Below are 21,023 nucleotides of genomic sequence, written 5' to 3'. Positions count from 1 at the left end.
TTGACGCCTCCTGGTTGGCTGCTGTGCTGGGCGGGGTTGAACACGTTTCAGGGGGTCCGTCCCTGCGGCGGCACCCGGTACGCCGGGTCGCGAATCACCTGCCACGCCTGGTCGAGAACGCTGACCGGAGCCACACTCTCCCGCCACCGGCGGTAGGCTGCCCCCGCCTCGACCCGCGCCGCGTGTCGCTGCTCGGGGGTGGCGCTGGCCACCTGGGTGACGAGGGCACCCAACGCCGTCGCGGTCAACTCGGTGAGGACCAACCCGCCGCCGTCGCGCAGCACCGGCGTCCAGGGTGTCCGGTCGGAGCAGAGCACCGGGCAGCACGCGGACAGGCTTTCGGCGATGGCGTTGCCGTAGTTCTCCCCCCGGGTCGGCATGACGAACGCGTCGTAGCCGGAGAAGGTCGCGCGGACCTGCTCGGGTGGCAGCTCACCCCGGTAGCTGACGACGACCGAGTCGGGGAGGCCGGCCAGGTGCTCCCGGCAGCGTCGCCAGTACGCCTGGTCAGCCACCGGCCCGTAGATGTCCAGCCGCACCGGCACCGGTACTAGGGCGAGCGCGGCCAGCAACAGGTCGAGGTTCTTCATCGGGGAGATCCGGCCGATGAAGACCAGCCGCGCGTGGTGGGTCGTGGGCCTCTCGACCGGCGCCAGTTCCGGCTCGGGGCCCCGGCTGACCGCGACGACATCGATCCGCGCCCGGGGCAGCACCCGCTTGATGTCGTTGGCCTCGACAGGTGTGGTGGCGTGCCACAGCACCCGACGGTCCAGCAGCATCCACCGCCAGGCCGCCAGGAAGATTCGCTTACGGAGTCGGTGCACCCGCAGAGCGGCTACGCCGAACTCACCTCGGGGGGCGACCAGGATGCGGCCCACCCGCAGCAGACCGAGCCGAGCCGCGGCCATGGGCAGGATGGAGAAGGTCGACCAGACGCTGTTGACGTACAGCAGGTCGAAACGGCCGGCGCGAAGCGAGCGCCAGAGCGACCGCCAGTGCCCCAACCGACGCACGCCGAGATAGAAGACGTTCGTCCGGCCGACCCGGGCCCAGCGACCGGAGAGCCCCGGATAGGGGTCGCGGCAACCGAGGTCGCGGTCGCGGGTCAGCATGGACGTCTCAATGTCGTCACTGGCCAGGGCGAGCACCTCGGAAATGGACCGGACTGGCCCTCCGGCCCGCCAACCGGGAGCGAAATAGCCGGCAGTGACAAGGACGTGGAATTTGTTCTCGTCGAGCGCCGTCGGCCTTTCTCGGGTGTCCGTCGCGGGGGTGGGGTCGCCGGCCATCCTCACTCCTCGCTCGTGCCACAGGATCGATTCACCTAACGATCGGGAACTCGATCCGTGACTGAGTCATTCTCTGAACCGCCCCGCAAAAAATTAATTCCGCCAGTTACTTCAGGAGTGCCGACGCCGATAGGGATAAGAGGAACCGCGGGGAAAATTGAGCCAGCAGGGGAGGGACCGTATGTCACGAGTGGCACTCATATCCGGCATCACAGGTCAGGACGGCAGTTACCTGTCGGAGTTCCTGCTCGACAAGGGATACACGGTGCACGGCATCAAACGGAGGTCGTCCTCTTTCAACACCGAGCGGATCGACCAGGTGGACGTTCATCCGCGCAACGGCGACGCCCGCCTCTTCCTCCACTACAGCGACCTCTCCGATCCGGCCTCGCTGTCCGCGCTCATCCGGGACATCCGCCCCCACGAGATCTACAACCTGGGCGCGCAGAGTCATGTGCGGGTGTCCTTCGACATTCCCGGATACACGGCCGACGTCACCGGGCTCGGGGCGCTGCGCATGATGGAGGCGGCCCGGTCCGCCGACGTCGGCTGCCGGTTCTACCAGGCTTCCTCGTCGGAGATGTTTGGCTCGACCCCGCCCCCGCAGCGCGAGGAAACCCCGTTTCACCCGCGCAGCCCGTACGCGTGCGCCAAGGTGTACGCCTACTGGTCGGCGGTGAACTACCGCGAATCCTGGAACATGTTCTGCGCCAACGGCATCCTGTTCAACCACGAGAGCCCTCGCCGGGGCGAGAACTTCGTGACCCGCAAGATCACCCGTGCGGTGGCCCGGATCGAGGCCGGCATTCAGGAAAAGCTCTACCTGGGCAACCTGGACGCCGTTCGGGACTGGGGCTACGCACCGGAGTACGTCGAGGCGATGTGGCTCGCCCTCCAGCAGGACACTCCGGACGACTACGTGGTCGCCACCGGCGAGGGCCACACCGTGCGTGAGTTCGTCGAGGCCGCGTTCGACCGGGTCGGGTTGGACTGGCAGCGGTACGTGGGGCTGGACCCCGCCTACTTCCGTCCGGCGGAGGTCGACGCGCTCATCGGCGACTACTCGAAGGCCCGACGCACCCTGGGATGGGCACCGAAGACGCTCTTCAGCGATCTGGTCCGCGTCATGGTCGACGCCGACCGGCAGCTCCTCGAGGACGAGCGGATGGGTCGACTGATCCGGGTGGACCGGTGAGAGTCGCGGTCGACGCCGCACCCATCCGTCCCGGTCACGCCGCGGGGCTCGAAGCCTTCACGTACGGCCTGTTGACCGGCATGGTCGCCGACGACTCCTGCGATCTGCGGGTGAACGTCCTGCGCGGCACGCTTCCCGAGTGGCGGGACCAGGTGCCCGACGCGCGGATCGCCTGGACCGAGGTGGCGCAGCCGCTCCGCTCGGACAACCCCACAGGCCAACTGCTACGGCGGTGGACACCGCGGGTGATGCGCGACTCCCGTACGGTTCGCACGGCCGTCAACGCGGTCCGACAACGGTCCGTCGTGCGACACACCGACGTCGACGTCACCCTGTTCCCGTTCCACTGCGCCCCGATCGGGTCGGGCAAGTCGGTGGTCGTCCTGCATGACCTGCGCCACCTGGGGGCCGAGTTCCACGCCCCCGGCTACGCGGCGGTGGTCCGGGAGAACGTGGCGCGTGCGGCGGCGATCGTGGTCACCTGGCCGCATCCGTACCGGGAGGCCCTGCGCCTCTTCCCGGAGGCCGCGGAGCGGACCGTGCTCATCCCGACACCGACGTTCCAACCAGCGCCGGAGCGCGCACACGCACGGCCCGAACCGGGGCTGCTGGTCTATCCGTCGTCCACCGCGGAGCACAAGAACCACATCACCCTGCTGGAGGCCATGGCGCTGCTGCCGGGCTGCCGGCTGATCTGCCCGGGGCCGCTGGTCGAGCCCCAGGCGAGCCGACTGCTGGCCCGCGCGGCGCAACCCGACCTACGCGGCCGGGTGTCCTTCCCCGGCTTCGTCAGCCTGGACGAGCTGAACGACATCTATGCCCGGGCGGACGCGGTGGTCGTACCCTCGCTCTGGGAGGCGGCCAGTGGCGCGATGCTGGAGGCGTTCACCTGGGGTCTCCCGGTCGCCTGCGCCGACGTCGAGCCGCTGCGCGACCAGTTGGAGTTCAACGGCGCCGAGGCGGCGATCTTCCGGGGACGGGATCCGCAGTCCCTCGCCGACGCGGTGCGGCACCTGCTCGACGAGCGGGACCGCTACGCCGCCGCCTCCCGGCGGGCGAACGATCGGCTGGCCGGTCGCACCTGGGAGGCCACCGGCCGCGACTATCTGGACGTCCTGGGTTGGGCCGCGCGGGGCGGATCCGGACCGGTGCCACGGTCTCCGTTCGCGGAGGCCGCGAACGACGCGGCCACCAGCCGAGGAGATGGGTCATGAGTATCGCGGACGACACCTATCCGGTTGCCCGACCGAGCCTCTCCACGTTGGAGGAACGGTACGTGGTCGATGCGCTGCGGAGCGGGTGGATCTCCTCGCAGGGCCCGTACCTGCGGGACTTCGAGGAGCATTTCGCCCGTCGCTGCGCCGCCGACACCGCCCTGACGACCAGCAACGGCACCGTCGCACTGCACCTGGTCCTCGCGGCGGCCGGCATTGGACCGGGGGACGAGGTGATCGTCCCCGCGCTGACCTACGTGGCGACGGCCAACGCCGTCGCGTACTGCGGCGCGCGTGCCGTCTGTGTGGACGTCCTGCCGGAGAGTTGGTGTGTCGACCCCGCCGCGGTACGCGCCGCGATCGGCCCGCGTACCCGGGCGATCATCGCCGTCGACCTGTACGGGCACCCGGCCGACTACACCGCCCTGCGCCACCTCTGCGACCGACACGGTCTGCTCCTGGTCGCCGACGCGGCGGAGTCGTTCGGCGCCACCCTCGACGGGCGACCCACCGGCTCACTCGCCGACGTCACGACCTTCTCGTTCTTCGGCAACAAGGTGCTCACCTCCGGTGAGGGCGGCTGCGTGACCACCTCCGACGCGGCACTGGCCGATCGGATGCGCCTGCTGCGCAACCAGGGCATGGATCCGCAGCGGCGGTACTACTTCCCGGTGCTGGGCTACAACTACCGGATGACGAACCTGTGCGCCGCACTGCTCTGCGCCCAACTGGAGCGGGCGGACGAGATCATCGCCCTGCGGGACCGGGTGATCGCCGGTTACGAGGAACAGTTGGCCGACGAGCCGGCACTGTCGGCGCAGCCGGTGGCCGCCGGAGTTCGCCGCGCGCCCTGGATGGCGGCCTTCCTCGTCGGGGCCGACGGGGACGCGACGTCCCGGGACGCGCTGGCCCGTGGGCTCGCCCGGCTCGGCGTGGAGACCCGCCCGTTCTTCGTGCCGATCCCGGATCTGCCCGCGCATCGTGATCCGGACGCGCACTGTCCGGTGACCGAGGACCTGAGTCGGCGCGGCATCAACCTGCCCACGTACGCCGATCTGACCGAACCGGCGGTCAAGGCAGTGGTGGAGCGCGTCCGCGCCGCCCTGGCGACCATCGCCTGACCTGACGCCCGGCCCGCGCGGACCCCGTCGGCGCGGGCCGGGCGTCAGACACGGGTCGCGGTCAGACCGGTTGGACCGCCGGTGGGCGGTCCGCCGCGCGGTCGGAGAGCAGCAGGAGATAGCTGCCGCCCCAGGCGACCGCGCTGAACAGGGCCAGCAGGACCAGCGCGCCGGCCGCGCCGGGCGCGCCGAACAGGACCGCCCCGGCGACGACCGCCGGCACGCGGAGCGCGCCGAGCAGGATGCCGAGCACGATCGCCCGCCGGCTCGCCTGCTCGACCCGCAGCCCGGCGAAACCGATCATGGCGGGCACGGCGAGCAGACTCTCCAGCGCGAGCAGCACCAGCAGGCTCCGGGCGACGGTCCAGTTGGCGCCGAGCAGTTCCTTCCCCACTGCGTCCGGCAGCAGCGCGACCGCGATGGTCAACGGCAGGACGGCGGCGGCCACCAGCAGTGCCAGCCGGACAGCCACCCGCGTCCGCACCGCGCGGGACTCGGCTCGGGTGCCGGCCAACTGCGGCAGGATCAGCGTGGCCGCCGTCGACAGCACCAGGTTGACCGGCCCCAGCAGCGTGCGCCCGGCGCTCAACGCGCCGACAACGGCCGTGCCGGCGACCAGCGCCACCGCGGTCAGCGCGAGCTGCGCCGACCCGGTGGTCAGCAGGAACTGCGCACCGAACCCCGCCGCGACGCGCGTCTCGGCTCGCCCGACCCGCCAGCCGGGCACCAGCGCGTACCGGCGTCGGGCAGCGACGACCACGCCGATCAGACCGCCGCCGACGGCCCACAGCGCGAAGACGTACGGCATGTCGATCATTCGGAGCAGGCCGGCCAGCGCGGCACAGCCGGTGAGCGCCGCCCAGGCGATCTCCTGGGCCATCGCCGCTGAGGGAGCGCCGATGCCGACGGCGACCGCCTTGGTGTAGTCGTAGAGGACCAACCCGGGCAGGGCGAGGCCCGCGAACAGCAGGTAGGGCGAGTTGTACGCCGCGCCGGCCGCGCAGACGAGGCTGCCTCCGACGAGGCCGAGCAGGATCGCCCGCCGGGCGGCTGACGCGACCCCGACCCCGGTGGCCAGCACGGTGTCGGTCACGGTGCTCCGTACCATCCCGGAACCGACGATGTAGAACGAGAACGCCAGGGCGAACTGACCCAGCCCGCCGACCGACTCCAGTCGGGTCACGGTGATCGCCAACAGCAGGTTGCCGCCGCTGGAAAGCCCGCCGACGACCAGCGCGAGCAGAGCACGGCGACCGGTGCGCGGACCGACCGGAGCGCCGGTCCGACCTACCGCATGCCGACCTACCGCATGCCGACCTACCGCATGCCGACCTACCCGTACGGTCACCGGATCAGACCGGGGGCGGTGGGCGACCAGCCGGTGTCCAAACTCTTGGGAGCCCCGTGCAGGGGGCGGCGGCTGAGCGCCAGAAGAGCGAAGACCGGTGTCGCCGCCACCACGTGTTGCAGAAAACTTATCGTGGAGTCCGGATAGGTGTTGGACCAGAGCAGCGGGTCGAAGAGCACCAGGCAGAAGAGGCTCAGCCGGATCGGGCCGGGCGGACCCCGCCGGCGCAGTAGCACCGCTGCCACCGCGGCCCAGAAGGCGTGCACGGCGATCACGCCGACCGCGCCGTCGAAGAACCAGATGTTGCCCAGCAGCAGGAAGGTGTAGGCCGATGTCGAGCCGCCGCCGATGTACTGGTTGATTCGCTGCCCGGTGGAGAGCGCCGGCCGGTCCGGATCGAGCACCCGGGGCACCAGCCCGTACCGCAGATAGTCGGCGACCCCGGGCTGCCCCAGGTCGACCGGGGTGTCGAAGCCCGTCACCGCGCTGAGTTGGCTGTCCAGTCGCAGCCGGTCCGTGGCGGTGACCTGGTTATCCACCCGGACGCCGCGATCCGCCCGGATGGCGTTGCGCTGCTCGAACACGGCCGGCCACGCGAACAGGAGCGCCACCGCGCAGAACACCAGGTAACGCAGTCGGAAGACGCCACAGAGCGCTCCGGTGGCCGCCATGAAGAACACCAGCGCGATCAGCGGCGCGGTGACAGCCGTCAGCACGGAGACGTAGAACTCCGCGGCGACGAGAACGGCCAGCCAGCCGTACAGCTTCGCCCGCGACAGTCGACCGCTCAGGTGGCTGGCCACCAGCAACGCGAAGCTCAGGGCTGTCCAACCCGAGAAGAGCGTGCTCACCATCGCGAGCGGCCCGTCGGACAGGTCACCGGAGACCTGGTTCTCGATGGTGCCGCGGCCAAGGTGGGCAGCGAGCAGTTTCGCGGTGATGCTGATCAGCGTGATCACGACGGCGATCGGGTAGAGCCACGGATACCGGGCGTGGGCACGCCGGAAGCTCTCCCGCCAGCGCGGGTCGGGACGTCCGAACAGCAGGCCGATCGTCTCCACGGCGACGCTGCCGAGCAACGCGAGCCCGACCAGCGAGGCGATGAAGCCGGTCTCGGGATTCTGGTAGAAGACCGCCATCGGCAGGATGATCAGCGCGTACGGGGCGAGTACGACCACGGTCACCGGATAGCAGCGGAGCATCCGACCGACGAGATCCCGCTGGGCGCCTGACGCCCCGTCGCCGGTTGGCTGATCCATCCGCTCCTCGGTCGCACCGGTCGCTCCGCCGGGGTCGAGGGCAGCCCCGGGCCAGGTCATCGCGCGCGCCCCCTTTGGCATGTGGTTGGTCGCTCTTGACCCAACGAACCAACCGACCGGGCGAAACGCCCTTACGTCTGCGGTCGTTGCGCGTAGGGCCGTGCCGGCCGCCCAAACTGTGATGAGCTGGGCACATGGATCAGTTCCGGCTCGGGCTGGTGCTCCATCCCACCCGGGACGTGTCCCCGGTGGTGGGCACGATCGTGGCCTGGGCCGCCCAGCACCACGCCGCCCTGGCGGTTCGCGAACAGGACCGGCACCGGGTGCCCGAGGTGGTCCGGGGGGTGCCGGAGGAGGAGCTGGCCTCCGGGTCGGACATGCTGATCGCCATCGGCGGGGACGGCACGATGCTGGGCGCGCTGCGGATGGCCGTCCGCGACCCGAAACCGGTGCTCGGCGTGCACCTGGGCAAGCTGGGGTTCCTCGTGGAGGTCGAACCGCCGGACCTGCCTGCCGCGCTGGCCCGACTGCTGACCGGGGAGTACACCCTCGAGGCACACAGCTGCCTGGCCTGCACCGTCTGCGGCGACGACGTTGTCGCGTTCAACGACATCGCGCTGGTCCGCCATCCGGGTCAGGGCTTCGTCAGCGTCACCCTGGCGGTGGACGGGCAACAGTACGGCTACTACCGCTGTGACGCGGTGGTCGTGTGCACCCCGACCGGGTCGACGGCCTACAGCTACGCCGCCGGTGGGCCGCTGATCTCTCCGGCGACGCGGGCCGTGGTGGTGACGCCGAGCGCTCCCATGGCCGGCATCTCCCGGTCGGTGGTGCTCTCGCCGGAGGAGACGGTACGGCTGGACCTGCGCCCCGGGTCCGGACCGGTCTCGGTGGAGGTGGACGGGCGGGTGATCCGCAACAGGTCGACGACGGGCGCGGTGGAGGTGCACTACCGCCCCGACGCCGGCCTGGTGGTCCGCCTCGATCCGCGCCGCCACCAGGAACGCAATCAGCTCAAGCTGGGGCTGCTGGATCTGCCCCTGTTGCCGGAGCAGCTTCGCGAGCTGCTCCCCGAGAGCCTGCGTCGCCAGCTCGGCCGCCGCGAGGAGCCTCGCCGGTAGCGGCGCTCTCGTCTGGTTTGCCGACACGAAATCAGACAACCGGCCATACAAACGTGAAAACCGGATTCTAGGGAGCATATTCCGCTAAGCAGTTAGGGGACGTACGTGGCTCCCTGACCTGCCCTGGGTCACTGCCGGCCACGGACAGGACAGGGAGTCGTAGATGCCGCCGGAGATACAACGGGTTGAGCCAACGACATCAACGGCCGTCGGCCGGGCCAGGGTGAGTCGTCGTCGGACCGCCATCTTCCTCGCCGCCGACGCCCTCGGCTGGGTCGGCGGGTTCACGGTCGCGGGCTGGGCGAGGTACGAGCTAGCTCTCACCATCGACCAGGCGATCAACGCGGTAATGCTCGGCGGCGGGGCTGCCGTGCTGCACGTCGGCGTCAGTGCACTGCGTCGCATTCGTTCCGGTCGCCAGCCCCTCGGCACCGTCGAGGAGGTTCGTGGCCTCGCCGGCACCACCGCCACCACTGCGGCAATGGTCCTCGTCGCCCTTCTCGCGCTGGGCGAACGCCCGGTGCCGGCCAGCACCCCCGTGATCGGTGGTGCGCTGGCGCTGCTACTGATGCTCAGCTGTCGTCTCCTGCACCGCCACCGGCGGGACCGTGCGATGCGACCGGACGCCCGTTCGGCGACCCCGGTGCTGCTCTTCGGTCTCGGCGAGGCCGGGCAGGGGCTGGTGCGCGCGATGCTCAGCGACCCGAAGGGCCGCTACCTGCCCGTCGGCGCGCTCGACGACGACCCGGGCAAACACGACCTGCGCATCGCCGGTGTCCCGGTGCTGGGCAGCCGGCAGCACCTCGTCGAGGTGATCCGCCGCACCGGCGCCACCACGGTGATCTTCGCCGTGGCCAACGCCGACGCCACGCTGATCCGCGAGGTGCGGGAGGCGACCCTGCGCACCGGTGCCGCGTTCAAGGTCCTGCCTCCGGTCCGGGAGTTGGTGGATCACCGGATCACGGTCAGCGACGTGCGGGATGTCCAGATCAGTGACCTGCTCGGCCGACGTCAGGTGGTCGGCGACCTGACCCTGGACGACAACGGGCTCACCGGTCGACGCGTCCTGGTCACCGGCGCCGGCGGCTCGATCGGCTCGGAACTGTGCCGGCAGATCATGCGCGCCAACCCCGGTGAGCTGATGATGCTGGACCGGGACGAGTCGGCCCTGCACAGCCTCCAGATGTCGCTCACCGGACGCGCGCTGTTGGACGGGCCCGAACTCATCCTCGCCGACCTTCGGGACGACGAAGGTATCCGACGCATCATGCGGGAACGCCGCCCCGAGATCGTCTTCCACGCCGCCGCGCTGAAGCACCTGACCCTGCTGGAACGTCACCCGGGCGAGGCGGTCAAGACCAACGTCTGGGGGACGCTCACCGTCCTGGACGCGTGCCGGGACGTCGCCCGCTTCGTCAACATCTCCACCGACAAGGCCGCCGACCCGATCAGCGTGCTCGGCTACTCGAAGCGCATCACCGAGATGCTGACCGCGCACGCGGCGGCGACCTACCCGGGCACCTTCCTGAGCGTCCGGTTCGGCAACGTCCTGAGCAGCCGGGGCTCGGTGGTGACCGCCTTCCAACGGCAGATCGAGGCGATGCAGCCGCTGACCGTCACCGACCCCAACGTGACCCGGTACCTGATGACGGTGCAGGAGGCGGTGCACCTGGTCCTTCAGGCCGCAGCCATCGGCCGAGACGGGGAGGCCCTGGTGCTCGACATGGGCGAGCCGGTCCGGATCGACGACCTTGCCCGCCGCATGGTCGAGCAGGCGGCCAGCCCGGTCCCGATCGTCTACACCGGGCTGCGCCCCGGGGAGAAGCTGCACGAGGACCTGCTCGGTAAGGGCGAGGCCGACCACCGACCGCTGCACCCGCTGATCTCGCAGGTGACCGTTCCGGCCCTGGACCCCCTGGAGGTCACCGGACTGGATCCGTTCGCCGAACCTGCCAAGGTCGTCGATCAGCTCGCCCGGCTCTGCGGCATCCTGCACAGCCCGCTCCCACAACGGCGCCCGGGCATACCGCTGGCCCGCTGACCTCGCTGCAAACGGGGCCGACGCCGTTGTGGCGTCGGCCCCGCTGCGGGTCGAGACGAGGCGCGGTCGCTCAGCCGAGAACCTGCGTGACCAGATCCTGGGCTTCCTGCTGGAGACGGCGAAGGTGCTCCGGCCCCTGGAACGACTCGGCGTAGATCTTGTAGACGTCCTCGGTGCCGGACGGGCGGGCGGCGAACCAGCCGGACTCGGTGCTGACCTTGAGGCCGCCGATCGGTGCGCCGTTGCCGGGTGCGGTGGTCAGCGTCGCGGTGATCGGCTCACCGGCCAGCTCGGTGGCGGTGACCTGCTCCGGGGAGAGCTTGCCCAGCACGGCCTTCTGCTCCCGGGTGGCCGGGGCGTCGATCCGGGCATACGCGGGCGCGCCGAAGCGCTCGGCCAACTCCGCCCAGTGCTCGCTCGGGCTGCGGCCGGTGGTGGCCTGGATCTCGGCGGCGAGCAGACAGAGCAGCAGGCCGTCCTTGTCGGTGGTCCAGGTCGAGCCGTCGCGGCGCAGGAACGACGCCCCGGCGCTCTCCTCACCGCCGAAGCCGACCGCGCCGTCCAGCAGGCCGGGCACAAACCACTTGAAGCCGACCGGCACCTCCAACAACGGCCGGCCCAGGTCGGCGGCGACCCGGTCGATCATCGACGACGAGACCAGGGTCTTGCCCACCGCGGCGGCCGGCCCCCACTCCGTACGGGTGCGGAACAGGTGACGAATCGCCACCGCCAGGTAGTGGTTGGGGTTCATCAGCCCGGCGTCCGGGGTGACGATGCCGTGCCGGTCGGCGTCGGCGTCGTTGCCCGTGGAGATCTGGTAGTCGGCGCGTGCGGCGATCAGCGACGCCATCGCGTTCGGCGACGAACAGTCCATCCGGATCTTGCCGTCGCCGTCCAGGGTCATGAACCGCCAGGTCGGGTCGACTGTCGGGTTGACCACGGTCAGGTCCAGACGGTGTCGCTCGGCGATCTCACCCCAGTACGCCACGCTCGCCCCGCCCAGCGGGTCCGCGCCGATCCGGATCCCGGCGTCGCGGATGGCGTCGATGTCGATCGCCGCCGGCAGGTCGTCGACGTAGTTGGCGAGGAAGTCGTACTCCCCGGTGGTGTCGGCGGCCCGCGCCCGCGCGTAGGTGATCCGGCGGACCTCCTTGAGCCCGGCGGCGAGGATGGTGTTGGCCCGGTCCTGGATCCACCGGGTCACGTCGGTGTCGGCCGGCCCGCCGTTTGTGGGGTTGTACTTGAAACCGCCGTCGTCGGGCGGGTTGTGCGACGGGGTGATGACGATGCCGTCGGCGAGCCCGCTGGTCCGCCCCCGGTTGTGCGTGAGGATGGCGTGCGACAGCGCCGGGGTCGGGGTGTAGCCGTCGCGGCTGTCCACCAGCACGGTGACCCCGTTGGCGGCGAGCACCTCCAGGGCGTCCACCGCGGCCGGCGCGGAGAGCGCGTGGGTGTCCCGGGCGAGGAAGAGCGGCCCGTCCAGCCCCTGCTCGCGTCGGTAGTCGCAGAGCGCCTGGGTGACCGCCAGGATGTGGTCGGAGTTGAACGCGTTGCGCAGGCTGGAGCCGCGGTGGCCGGAGGTGCCGAACGAGACCTGCTGCGCCGGGTCCGCGGGATCCGGATGCTCGGCGTAGTAGGCGGTCACCAGGCGCGGCACGTCGACCAGGTCGGCGGGCTCGGCGGGCTGGCCGGCACGGGGGTGGGTCACTGCGGGAACCTCCTCGGGGAGTACGGATCGGTCACGGCTCGACCTTCTGGCCCTTGCCGATCACCACGATGCCGTTGTCGGAGACGGTGTAGCGCTGCCGGTCCTTCTCCAGGTCGACGCCGATCTCGGCGCCCTCCGGGACGAAGACGTTCTTGTCCAGGATGGCCCGCCGGACCACCGCGTGTCGGCCGATCTCCACACCCTCCATCAGCACCGAGCCCTCGACGTGGGCCCAGGAGTGCACGCGCACCTTCGGCGAGACGATCGAGTTCTCCACCAGCGAGCCGGAGATCACCACGCCCGGGGAGACCATCGAGCCGACCGCCCGGCCCACCCGCTCACCCCACTGGTGGACGAACTTCGCCGGTGGCCACGGCGGCTGCTCCGTGTAGATCGGCCAGTCGAAGTTGTACATGTTGAAGACGGGGTGCACGTTGATCAGATCCATGTGCGCGTCGTAGAACGAGTCGAGCGTTCCCACGTCCCGCCAGTAGCCGCGATCACGGTCGGTGCTGCCGGGCACCTCGTTGTCGCGGAAGTCGTAGACGTTGGCGTCGCCGCGCTCGACGAGCATCGGGATGATGCTGCCGCCCATGTCGTGCTTGCTGGTCTTGTCTTCGGCGTCGCGCTCGACCGCCTCGCAGAGCGCCCGGGTGGTGAAGACGTAGTTGCCCATCGAGGCGTAGATCTCGTCCGGTGCGTCGGGCAGGCCGACCGCGTCGGTGGGCTTCTCACGGAACGCCCGGATCCGTTTGCCGTCCTCGCCGACCTCGATGACGCCGAACTGGTCGGCCATCGACAGCGGCTGGCGGATGCCGGCGACGGTCACCGCCGCGCCGGAGGCGATGTGGTCCTCCACCATCTGCCGCGGGTCCATCCGGTAGATGTGGTCGGCGCCGAAGACGATCACGTAGTCGGGCTGCTCGTCGTTGATGAGGTTGAAGCTCTGGTAGATGGCGTCGGCCGAGCCGGCGAACCACCACGGGCCGCGACGCTGTTGCGCGGGCACCGGGGTGACGTAGTTGCCGAGCAGCGTGGACATCCGCCAGGTCTTGGTGATGTGTCGGTCGAGGGAGTGGGACTTGTACTGGGTCAGCACGACGATCTTGAGATAGCCGGCGTTGGCCAGGTTGGAGAGGACGAAGTCGACCATGCGGTACATCCCGCCGAACGGGACGGCCGGCTTGGCCCGATCCGTGGTGAGTGGCATCAGGCGCTTGCCCTCCCCACCCGCCAGGACGATCGCGAGCACCTTGGCAGCCATGCCCCGACGCTATCCATCCGCGTCGCACTTCACCACTCGTACGGGGAGTCTTCTGCACTAGGGTGCGCACATGACCGACTCCTCCCCGGCCACCGGATCCCTGCGCGTCGATCTGCTCACCCGCGAGTACCCACCGGAGGTCTACGGCGGTGCGGGCGTGCACGTCGAGTACCTGGCCCGGGAGTTGCGCCGCCGCACCGACGTACGCGTGCACTGCTTCGGCCTGCCGCGCACCGAGCCGGGCGTCACCGCGTACGCCGAACCGCCCGGCCTGACCGGCGCGAACGCCGCGCTGCGCACGATGGGCGTGGACCTGGAGATGGCCGCCGGCGCGGCCGGCACCGACGTGGTGCACAGTCACACCTGGTACGCGAACCTGGCCGGCCACACCGCGAAGCTGCTGCACGGGGTGCCGCACGTGGTGACCGCGCACAGCCTGGAGCCGCTGCGGCCGTGGAAGGCCGAGCAGCTCGGCGGCGGTTACGCGCTCTCCTCCTGGATCGAGCGCACCGCGATGGAGGCCGCCGACGCGGTGATCGCGGTCAGCGGCGGGATGCGCAACGACGTGCTCACCGCGTACCCGCAGATCGACCCCGACCGCGTCCGGGTGGTCTACAACGGCATCGACACCATCCAGTACGCCCCGGATCAGGACACCGACGTGCTCGACCGGCTCGGCGTCGACCCGTCCCGCCCCAGCGTGGTCTACGTGGGCAGGATCACCCGGCAGAAGGGGCTGCCGTACCTGCTGCGGGCCGCCCGGGAGTTGCCGGCCGACACCCAGCTCGTGCTCCTCGCCGGTGCGCCGGACACCGCCGAGATCGCCGCCGAGGTGGAGGGGCTGGTCGCCGAGCTGCGGGCCAACCGTTCCGGCGTGGTCTGGGTGGCCGAGATGCTGCCCAAGCCCGAGGTGATCCAGGTGCTCACGCACGCCACCGTCTTCGTCTGCCCGTCGGTCTACGAACCGATGGGCATCGTCAACCTGGAGGCGATGGCCTGCGAGACGGCCGTGGTGGCGACCGCGACCGGTGGCATCCCCGAGGTCGTGGCCGACGACGAGACCGGTCTGCTGGTGCCGATCGAGCAGGCCACCGACGGGTCCGGCCGGCCGCTGGCACCGGAGAAGTTCGTCGCCGACCTGGCCGCGGCGATCAACACGCTGCTCGCCGACCCGGCGCGCACCGACCGGTTCGGCCTGGCCGGCCGGCAGCGCGCGGTGCAGCATTTCTCCTGGGACGCCATCGCCCGGCAGACCCTGGAGGTCTACCGCTCCGTCGGCGCGGCCTGAGGGAGACCGACGACATGCGGTACGACGAACTCGAAGCGGCGATCCGTGAGTTGGTCGTCGCGGCCGACGAGAACGCGCTGCGCGTCTTCGGCCTGGAGACGGTCAGCCGGCTGGTCCGCAGCGAGCTGCTCGACAGCGCCGTGGACGACGAACTGGACGAGGACGCGTGGGCGGCGCTGGCCGCCGCCCGCGAGACCGTCCAGACGGCCACCGCGGCGGAACTCCGGGCCCAGTTGGAGCGGATCGACGCGGGCGTGCTCGCCGACGGCGACCTGGATCAGGGCATCCTGATCGTCCTCACCGCGCTCGAACACTGGACCACCTACCTGGAGGAGGGCCAGCGCGGCGAGATCTACGAGCTGGCCATCCGCTCCGTCGAGGAGGTCGACATCCAGGTCTCGGCCGACCTCGACGACGTCCTCGCCACCCCGGAGATGGCCGCCGAGTACGCGCGGATCAGGCACCTACTCACCGCCGGTCTCAGATCGCCGTCCCCGGCGGGGACTTGAGCAACGACGTCGCCTCGGCGGAGTGACCACCGCGCCCGTTCCGGAGAGCGCTCGCGGCGATGCGGATCAGGTCGATGTTGACCCCCGCAGCGCCACTCGGGTCATGCACGGTCAGCTTCACGTCGAGGCTCACCGCCGTCCCGCCCCAACCCTGTGCCTCGACGTTGAGGTGGGCGATCTTCTGCGACGCGAGATGCGGCAGGTAGCCGAGCGGGGCCACCGCGACGGTGTCGGCCGCAGCCTTGTCGGCCGTCGACAGGGCGTTGAGCTTGGACTGCTTCTTGGTGTCGGGGTTCTCGACCAGGTTGCGGAAGTCCTCGGTGCCGCCCAGGTTGACCTGGTACGAGCTGACCAGGGTGAGGCCCCGCTCCTCGAGTAACCGCAACAGCGCTTTGTGTAGCACCGAGGTGCCGAACTGGCTGGCCAGGTCGTCACCGAGCAGCGGCAGGCCGGCCGCCTCGAACCTCGCCATCCGGCGGGGATCGCGGGCGACCGGGTCGGACGTGGTGTTGATGAACGCGACACCCGCCGTGTGAGCTGCCTCGGCGTACGCCTGGGCGGTCTCCGGCCGGCCACTCGGCGCCGAGTAGAGCAGCACCTCCGCCCCGGCCAGCACCGCTGCCACCCGCCGCACCTCGGTCGCGTCGACGAGGCCCTTCGTGACCGGCACACCCGATGTGGGCAGGTCGCAGTCCAGCCGGGGGAAGTTGTTGGGCGCCAGGAAGATCGCCTCGGTCAGGTCCCGACCGATCTTCTCCTCGGAGGTGGCGAAGGCGGCGACGATGTCGATATCCCCCACCCCGAGGCCGTCGATCACCGGCCTGCGGATTCCGACCAGGCTGCCGCTCTGGCGGTAGAGGGCAAGCCCTTGCAGCAATGCCGACGTGTTGTTGCCGACCCCGACAACCGCGACCCTCACCCGTTCGATCATGGCCGGAGGCTACGGCACCTCGGCGTGCTGCCCGCTGCCTGCTGCCTGCTGCCTGCTGCCTGCTGCCTGCTGCCTGCTGCCTGCTGCCTGCTGCTGGAGTGTGCGCTGTCGACCTGCCCCGTTTGTGGGGCGCGCGCGGATCGGGTCCCTGCCGGGCTGCCCAAAACGCGGGGCCGACAAGCGCGGAGATCCGCGCAACTTCGGGGAAGTTGCTGGGTCGACGAGCGTTGAGGCAGCAACTTCCCCGGAAGTGCGCGGATCTTGCCGAGCGCTCGCAGCGGGTGGGATGGACCAGGGTGCTTGGCCGCGCGCGAACGGATCTCGCGCAGTAGGTTGGCGGAGTGACTGGACGGTTCCCGATCGAAGACGTCTCCCCCGTCGTCTCGTGCGGGCGATACCCGGCAAAGGCGGTGGTCGACGAGCCGGTTCCGGTGTCGGCGCGCGCCTACCGGGAGGGGCACGACGCGCTGGGCTGCAACGTGGTGTGGGCCGGTCCGGACGGCGCGAGCCGGCCGTTCACCCGGATGCGCCCCGGCGAGCCCGGCCAGGACCGCTGGCACGCCACCATCGCACCGGACGCCGTCGGCTCGTGGGCCTTCTCCGTGGAGGCGTTCCAGGACCCGTACCTGACCTGGCAGAACGCGGTGACCAAGAAGATCGCCGCCGGGCAGGGGCCGGAGGACCTGGCCAACGACCTGGCCGAGGGCGCGCGGGTGCTCGCCGCCGCCCGGGGCCTCGTCCCGGCCGCCGACCGGCCCCGGGTCGCCGACGCGCTCGCCGCGCTTGTCGACACCGACCTGCCGCTGGCGCAGCGGGTCGACCCGGCGCTGACCCTGGCCGACCTGCTCTGGGAGCACCCGGTGCGGGAGTTCGTCACCGCCGGTGACACGTACTCGATCTGGGTTGACCGCAAGCGGGCGCTCTACTCGGCCTGGTACGAGTTCTTCCCCCGCTCCGAGGGTGCGGCGGGCGGGCGGTCCGGCACCTTCGCGACCGCCACCGAGCGGCTGCCGGGTGTCGCCGCGATGGGCTTCGACGTGCTCTACCTGCCGCCGATCCACCCAATCGGCCGGGTCAACCGCAAGGGCCCCAACAACGCGCTCACCGCCGGGCCGACCGACGTGGGCTCGCCGTGGGCGATCGGCGCCGCCGAGGGCGGCCACGACACCATCCACCCCGATCTGGGTACGCCGGCGGACTTCCGGGCGTTCATCCAGGCGGCTGCCGCGCAGGGCCTGGAAGTGGCGATGGACCTGGCGTTGCAGTGCGCCCCGGACCACCCCTGGGTCACCGAGCACCCGGAGTGGTTCACCACCCGGGCCGACGGCAGCATCGCGTACGCGGAGAACCCGCCGAAGAAGTACCAGGACATCTACCCGGTCAACTTCGACAACGATCCGGAGGGCATCCGGGCCGAGGTGCTGCGGGTGGTGCTGCACTGGGTCGGCGAGGGCATCCGGATCTTCCGGGTGGACAACCCGCATACCAAGCCGTTCGACTTCTGGCACTGGCTGATCGCCGAGGTGAAGGCTGTCGACCCGGACGTGCTGTTCCTGGCCGAGGCGTTCACCCGGCCGGCCATCATGCACGGCCTCGGCAAGATCGGCTTCACGCAGTCGTACACCTATTTCACCTGGCGCACGACGGCCGCCGAGATGCGGGCGTACTGCGAGGAGCTGATCGAGGCGGCCGACTACATGCGGCCGAACTTCTGGCCGAACACCCCGGACATCCTGCACGAGTCGTTGCAGCACGGCGGCCCGCCGATGTTCAAGATCAGGGCGGTGCTGGCCGCGATGCTCTCCCCCTCCTGGGGCCTGTACGCCGGTTACGAGCTGTTCGAGCACGTGGCCCGGCCGGGCGCGGAGGAGTACCTGGACAACGAGAAGTACGAGCTGCGACCCCGGGACTGGGCCGACGCCGAGGCGCACGGCCGCTCGCTGGCGCCGTTCCTGACCACCCTCAACCGGGTACGTCGCGACAACCCGGCCCTGCACCAGCTCCGCAACCTGCGCTTCCACGAGATCGACAACCCGGCGCTGCTCTGCTGGTCCAAGCACGACCCGGAAACCGGCAACACGGTCATCGTGATCTGCTCGTTCGACCCGCGCATCGTGCAGTGGGGCAACACCACACTCGACATGCCGGCGCTCGGCTTCGACTGGCACGAACGGTTCACCGTGCACGACGAGCTGACCGGCACCAGCTACGACTGGGGCCAGCGCAACGCGGTACGGCTCGACCCGTACCTGCAACCCGCGCACGTGTTGACCGTGCGTCGCCCGGTCCCGCCCTCCGCGCCGGAGCCCGCCGGCGTCGAACCGGCGGACCTGACCGTCGCCGACGTGCCGGACGACCTCTCCGGTGGCACCGCACCGACAACTCCCGTCCCGACACCTCCTGCTCCGACACCTCCTGCTCCGACAGCTCCTGCACCGGCAGCTCCCGTTCCTGCTGCTCCTGCATCGGCAGCTCCTGCTCCGGCAGCTCCCGTTCCGACTCCGCCCCGCCGGTCGGGCCCGGTTCCGACCCCGCCGCGCCGATCGGCGACCCGCCCGCCCGCCTCCGCACCGACCGACGCCGCCCCGAAGGACCCCCGATGGACCAGCTGATCTCCGGCGCGACGCACGACCCGCACGCGCTGCTCGGCGCGCACCCCGCCGACTCCTCGACGACGATCCGCACGATGCGCCGGGGCGCCGGCGACGTGACGCTGCTCGTCGGCGACGAGCGGCACCCGATGAAGCGGGTGCACGACGTGGGCGTCTTCGAGGCCCAGGTCGACGGCACCGTGCTCGACTACCGGGTGGAGGTCGACGGCACCACCCACGACGACCCGTACCGCTACCCGCCCACCCTCGGAGAGCTGGACCTGCACCTGATCCGGGAGGGTCGGCACGAGCGACTGTGGGAGGCGCTCGGCGCCCGGGTCTTCGACGAGGGCGTGGCGTTCAGCGTCTGGGCGCCCAACGCCCGTGGGGTGCGGGTGGTCGGCGACTTCACCGGCTGGGGCCCCGACGACGGCTGGCCGATGCGGTCGCTCGGCTCCAGCGGAGTGTGGGAACTGTTCGTCCCCAACGCCCGGGCCGGGGCCCGCTACAAGTACCGGGTGCTGGGCGCCGACGGGCAGTGGCGGGACAAGGCCGACCCCCTGGCCGCGTGCGCCGAGGTGCCGCCGGCCACCGCCTCGGTGGTGCACCACTCGACGTACCAGTGGAACGACGCGGACTGGCTGGCCCGGCGGGCCGAACGGCAGCCGCACCAGGAGCCGATGAGCGTCTACGAGGTGCACCTCGGCTCGTGGCGACCCGGCCTGAGCTACCGCGAACTGGCCGAGCAGCTCACCGCGTACGTCACCGAGTTGGGCTTCACGCACGTGGAGTTCCTGCCGGTGATGGAGCACCCGTTCGGCGGTTCCTGGGGCTACCAGGTGACCGGCTACTACGCGCCGACCTCCCGGTTCGGCGACCCGGACGAGTTCCGCCACCTCGTCGACCGGCTGCACGCAGCCGGCATCGGCGTACTCCTGGACTGGGTGCCCGCGCACTTCCCCAAGGACGAGTGGGCCCTGGCCCGCTTCGACGGCACCCCGCTCTACGAACACCCCGACCCGCGGCGCGGCGAACACCCCGACTGGGGCACATACGTCTTCGACTTCGGCCGCAACGAGGTCCGCAACTTCCTGGTCGCCAACGCGCTCTACTGGTGCGACCAGTTCCACGTCGACGGGCTGCGGGTCGACGCGGTCGCCTCGATGCTCTACCTGGACTACTCCCGCAACCACGGCGAGTGGGCCCCGAACAAGTACGGCGGCCGGGAGAACCTGGAGGCCATCGCGTTCATGCAGGAGGTGAACGCGACCGTCTACAAGCACCACGCCGGCGTCGTCATGATCGCCGAGGAGTCCACCGCCTGGCCGGGCGTCACCCGCCCGACCGCCGACGGCGGGCTGGGCTTCGGCTTCAAGTGGAACATGGGCTGGATGCACGACACCCTGCTCTACACCTCGAAGGACCCGATCTACCGCCAGCACCACCACCACCAGCTCACCTTCTCCCTGGCGTACGCCTGGAGCGAGAACTACGTGCTGCCGATCAGCCACGACGAGGTCGTGCACGGCAAGGGCTCACTGGCCGGCAAGATGCCCGGCGACACCTGGCAGCGGCTGGCCAACGTGCGGGCGCTGCTGGCGTACATGTGGGCGCACCCCGGCAAGCAACTGCTCTTCATGGGCTCCGAACTGGCCGACGACCGGGAGTGGAGCGAGGAACGCGGCCTCGACTGGTACCTGCTGCACGACCCGGCCCGCGCCGGCGTGCAACGGCTCGTCGGCGACCTCAACCGGGTCTACCGGGACACCCCGGCACTCTGGGCCCAGGACACCGAACCGGCCGGGTTCCGCTGGATCGCCGGCGACGACGTCGCCAACAACACGGTGTCGTTCGTCCGGATCGCCCCGGACGGCTCGACGCTTGTCTGCGTGGCGAACTTCTCCGCCCAGCCGCTGCACGACTACCGGGTCGGGTTGCCGGCCGGTGGGACGTGGCAGGAGGTGCTCAACACCGACGCCCACCACTACGGCGGGTCCGGGGTGGGCAACATGGGTGCGGTGCACGCCGAGGACGTGCCGTGGCACGGGATGGTCGCCTCGGCGGCCCTCCAGGTGCCGCCGCTGGGCGCGGTCTGGCTTCGCCAGAGCTGACCGGACGTAGCCGGCGGCCCAGGGCAGGCTGTC

At 70.7% G+C, this 21,023-nt stretch carries 15 protein-coding genes; 9 read left to right on the top strand and 6 right to left on the bottom strand.

Features of this window, described 5'->3' with window-relative positions; translation table 11 throughout:
• Nucleotides 1-47: 47 nt before the first annotated feature.
• Entirely contained in the window at nucleotides 48-1,289 is a 1,242-nt protein-coding gene (locus ACLQ3B_RS29545) for a glycosyltransferase (protein ID WP_425783970.1), read from the bottom strand.
• A 181-nt stretch (nucleotides 1,290-1,470) separates the two neighbouring features.
• Between ACLQ3B_RS29545 and gmd the strand changes: the two genes are divergently transcribed.
• From gmd to ACLQ3B_RS29530, 3 genes are read left to right on the top strand one after another with little or no spacing between them, the layout of a single operon-like run.
• Nucleotides 1,471-2,484 carry a GDP-mannose 4,6-dehydratase gene (gene gmd, locus ACLQ3B_RS29540; RefSeq protein ID WP_425783969.1) on the top strand — a complete coding sequence of 338 codons (1,014 nt, stop codon included), beginning with the start codon at nucleotides 1,471-1,473 and terminating at the stop codon, nucleotides 2,482-2,484.
• Nucleotides 2,481-3,698 carry a glycosyltransferase gene (locus ACLQ3B_RS29535; protein WP_425783968.1) on the top strand — a complete coding sequence of 406 codons (1,218 nt, stop codon included), beginning with the start codon at nucleotides 2,481-2,483 and terminating at the stop codon, nucleotides 3,696-3,698. Before gmd ends, ACLQ3B_RS29535 begins: the two co-directional genes overlap by 4 nt.
• Nucleotides 3,695-4,819: a DegT/DnrJ/EryC1/StrS family aminotransferase gene (locus tag ACLQ3B_RS29530; RefSeq protein WP_425783967.1), complete on the top strand. Its 1,125-nt coding sequence runs from the start codon at nucleotides 3,695-3,697 to the stop codon at nucleotides 4,817-4,819. Before ACLQ3B_RS29535 ends, ACLQ3B_RS29530 begins: the two co-directional genes overlap by 4 nt.
• Before the next feature lie 61 nt (nucleotides 4,820-4,880).
• On the opposite strand, the gene ACLQ3B_RS29525 is transcribed toward ACLQ3B_RS29530, so the two are convergent.
• Both ACLQ3B_RS29525 and ACLQ3B_RS29520 read right to left on the bottom strand, forming a co-directional pair.
• Nucleotides 4,881-6,167, bottom strand: a complete 1,287-nt coding sequence (locus ACLQ3B_RS29525) for a hypothetical protein (RefSeq protein ID WP_425783966.1) — start codon at nucleotides 6,165-6,167, stop codon at nucleotides 4,881-4,883.
• Nucleotides 6,164-7,426, bottom strand: a complete 1,263-nt coding sequence (locus ACLQ3B_RS29520) for a hypothetical protein (protein WP_425783965.1) — start codon at nucleotides 7,424-7,426, stop codon at nucleotides 6,164-6,166. Before ACLQ3B_RS29520 ends, ACLQ3B_RS29525 begins: the two co-directional genes overlap by 4 nt.
• Nucleotides 7,427-7,620: 194 nt before the next feature.
• On the opposite strand from ACLQ3B_RS29520, the gene ACLQ3B_RS29515 reads away from it, so the two are divergent.
• Nucleotides 7,621-8,547, top strand: a complete 927-nt coding sequence (locus tag ACLQ3B_RS29515) for an NAD(+)/NADH kinase (RefSeq protein WP_425783964.1) — start codon at nucleotides 7,621-7,623, stop codon at nucleotides 8,545-8,547.
• A gap of 223 nt (nucleotides 8,548-8,770) precedes the next feature.
• The gene (locus ACLQ3B_RS29510) at nucleotides 8,771-10,588 is read left to right on the top strand and encodes a polysaccharide biosynthesis protein (RefSeq protein WP_425783963.1); all 1,818 of its coding nucleotides are present in this window, start codon (nucleotides 8,771-8,773) and stop codon (nucleotides 10,586-10,588) included.
• Between the two features lie 70 nt (nucleotides 10,589-10,658).
• Here the strand turns inward: ACLQ3B_RS29510 and pgm are convergent, their stop codons facing one another.
• Nucleotides 10,659-12,296 (bottom strand): phosphoglucomutase (alpha-D-glucose-1,6-bisphosphate-dependent), encoded by a 1,638-nt coding sequence (gene pgm / locus ACLQ3B_RS29505; protein WP_124823457.1) that lies wholly within the window; start codon nucleotides 12,294-12,296, stop codon nucleotides 10,659-10,661.
• A gap of 31 nt (nucleotides 12,297-12,327) precedes the next feature.
• On the bottom strand, nucleotides 12,328-13,560 hold the full coding sequence (gene glgC, locus ACLQ3B_RS29500) for a glucose-1-phosphate adenylyltransferase (protein ID WP_425783962.1): 1,233 nt from the start codon (nucleotides 13,558-13,560) through the stop codon (nucleotides 12,328-12,330).
• A gap of 70 nt (nucleotides 13,561-13,630) precedes the next feature.
• Here glgC and glgA point away from each other — a divergent pair, with 70 nt between their 5' ends.
• Together glgA and ACLQ3B_RS29490 are read left to right on the top strand one after the other, a co-directional pair.
• Entirely contained in the window at nucleotides 13,631-14,848 is a 1,218-nt protein-coding gene (gene glgA, locus ACLQ3B_RS29495; RefSeq protein ID WP_425783961.1) for a glycogen synthase, read from the top strand.
• Nucleotides 14,849-14,862: 14 nt separating this feature from the next.
• The gene (locus tag ACLQ3B_RS29490) at nucleotides 14,863-15,357 is read left to right on the top strand and encodes a hypothetical protein (RefSeq protein ID WP_425783960.1); all 495 of its coding nucleotides are present in this window, start codon (nucleotides 14,863-14,865) and stop codon (nucleotides 15,355-15,357) included.
• On the opposite strand, the gene ACLQ3B_RS29485 is transcribed toward ACLQ3B_RS29490, so the two are convergent.
• The gene (locus ACLQ3B_RS29485; RefSeq protein WP_425783959.1) at nucleotides 15,329-16,288 is read right to left on the bottom strand and encodes an inositol-3-phosphate synthase; all 960 of its coding nucleotides are present in this window, start codon (nucleotides 16,286-16,288) and stop codon (nucleotides 15,329-15,331) included. The two genes, ACLQ3B_RS29490 and ACLQ3B_RS29485, sit on opposite strands and share 29 nt — an antisense overlap.
• 341 nt (nucleotides 16,289-16,629) lie before the next feature.
• Here ACLQ3B_RS29485 and ACLQ3B_RS29480 point away from each other — a divergent pair, with 341 nt between their 5' ends.
• Entirely contained in the window at nucleotides 16,630-18,900 is a 2,271-nt protein-coding gene (locus ACLQ3B_RS29480) for a maltotransferase domain-containing protein (RefSeq protein WP_425783958.1), read from the top strand.
• Nucleotides 18,888-20,990 carry a 1,4-alpha-glucan branching protein GlgB gene (gene glgB, locus ACLQ3B_RS29475; RefSeq protein ID WP_425783957.1) on the top strand — a complete coding sequence of 701 codons (2,103 nt, stop codon included), beginning with the start codon at nucleotides 18,888-18,890 and terminating at the stop codon, nucleotides 20,988-20,990. The genes ACLQ3B_RS29480 and glgB overlap by 13 nt, the downstream gene beginning before the upstream one ends.
• Nucleotides 20,991-21,023 lie beyond the last annotated feature (33 nt).

The organism is Micromonospora sp. DT53 (genome assembly GCF_049841535.1).
In the GTDB taxonomy this organism is placed as follows: domain Bacteria; phylum Actinomycetota; class Actinomycetes; order Mycobacteriales; family Micromonosporaceae; genus Micromonospora.
Note: the sequence above shows the minus strand (reverse complement) of the source record. Positions and strands in the feature narration are given on the sequence as shown.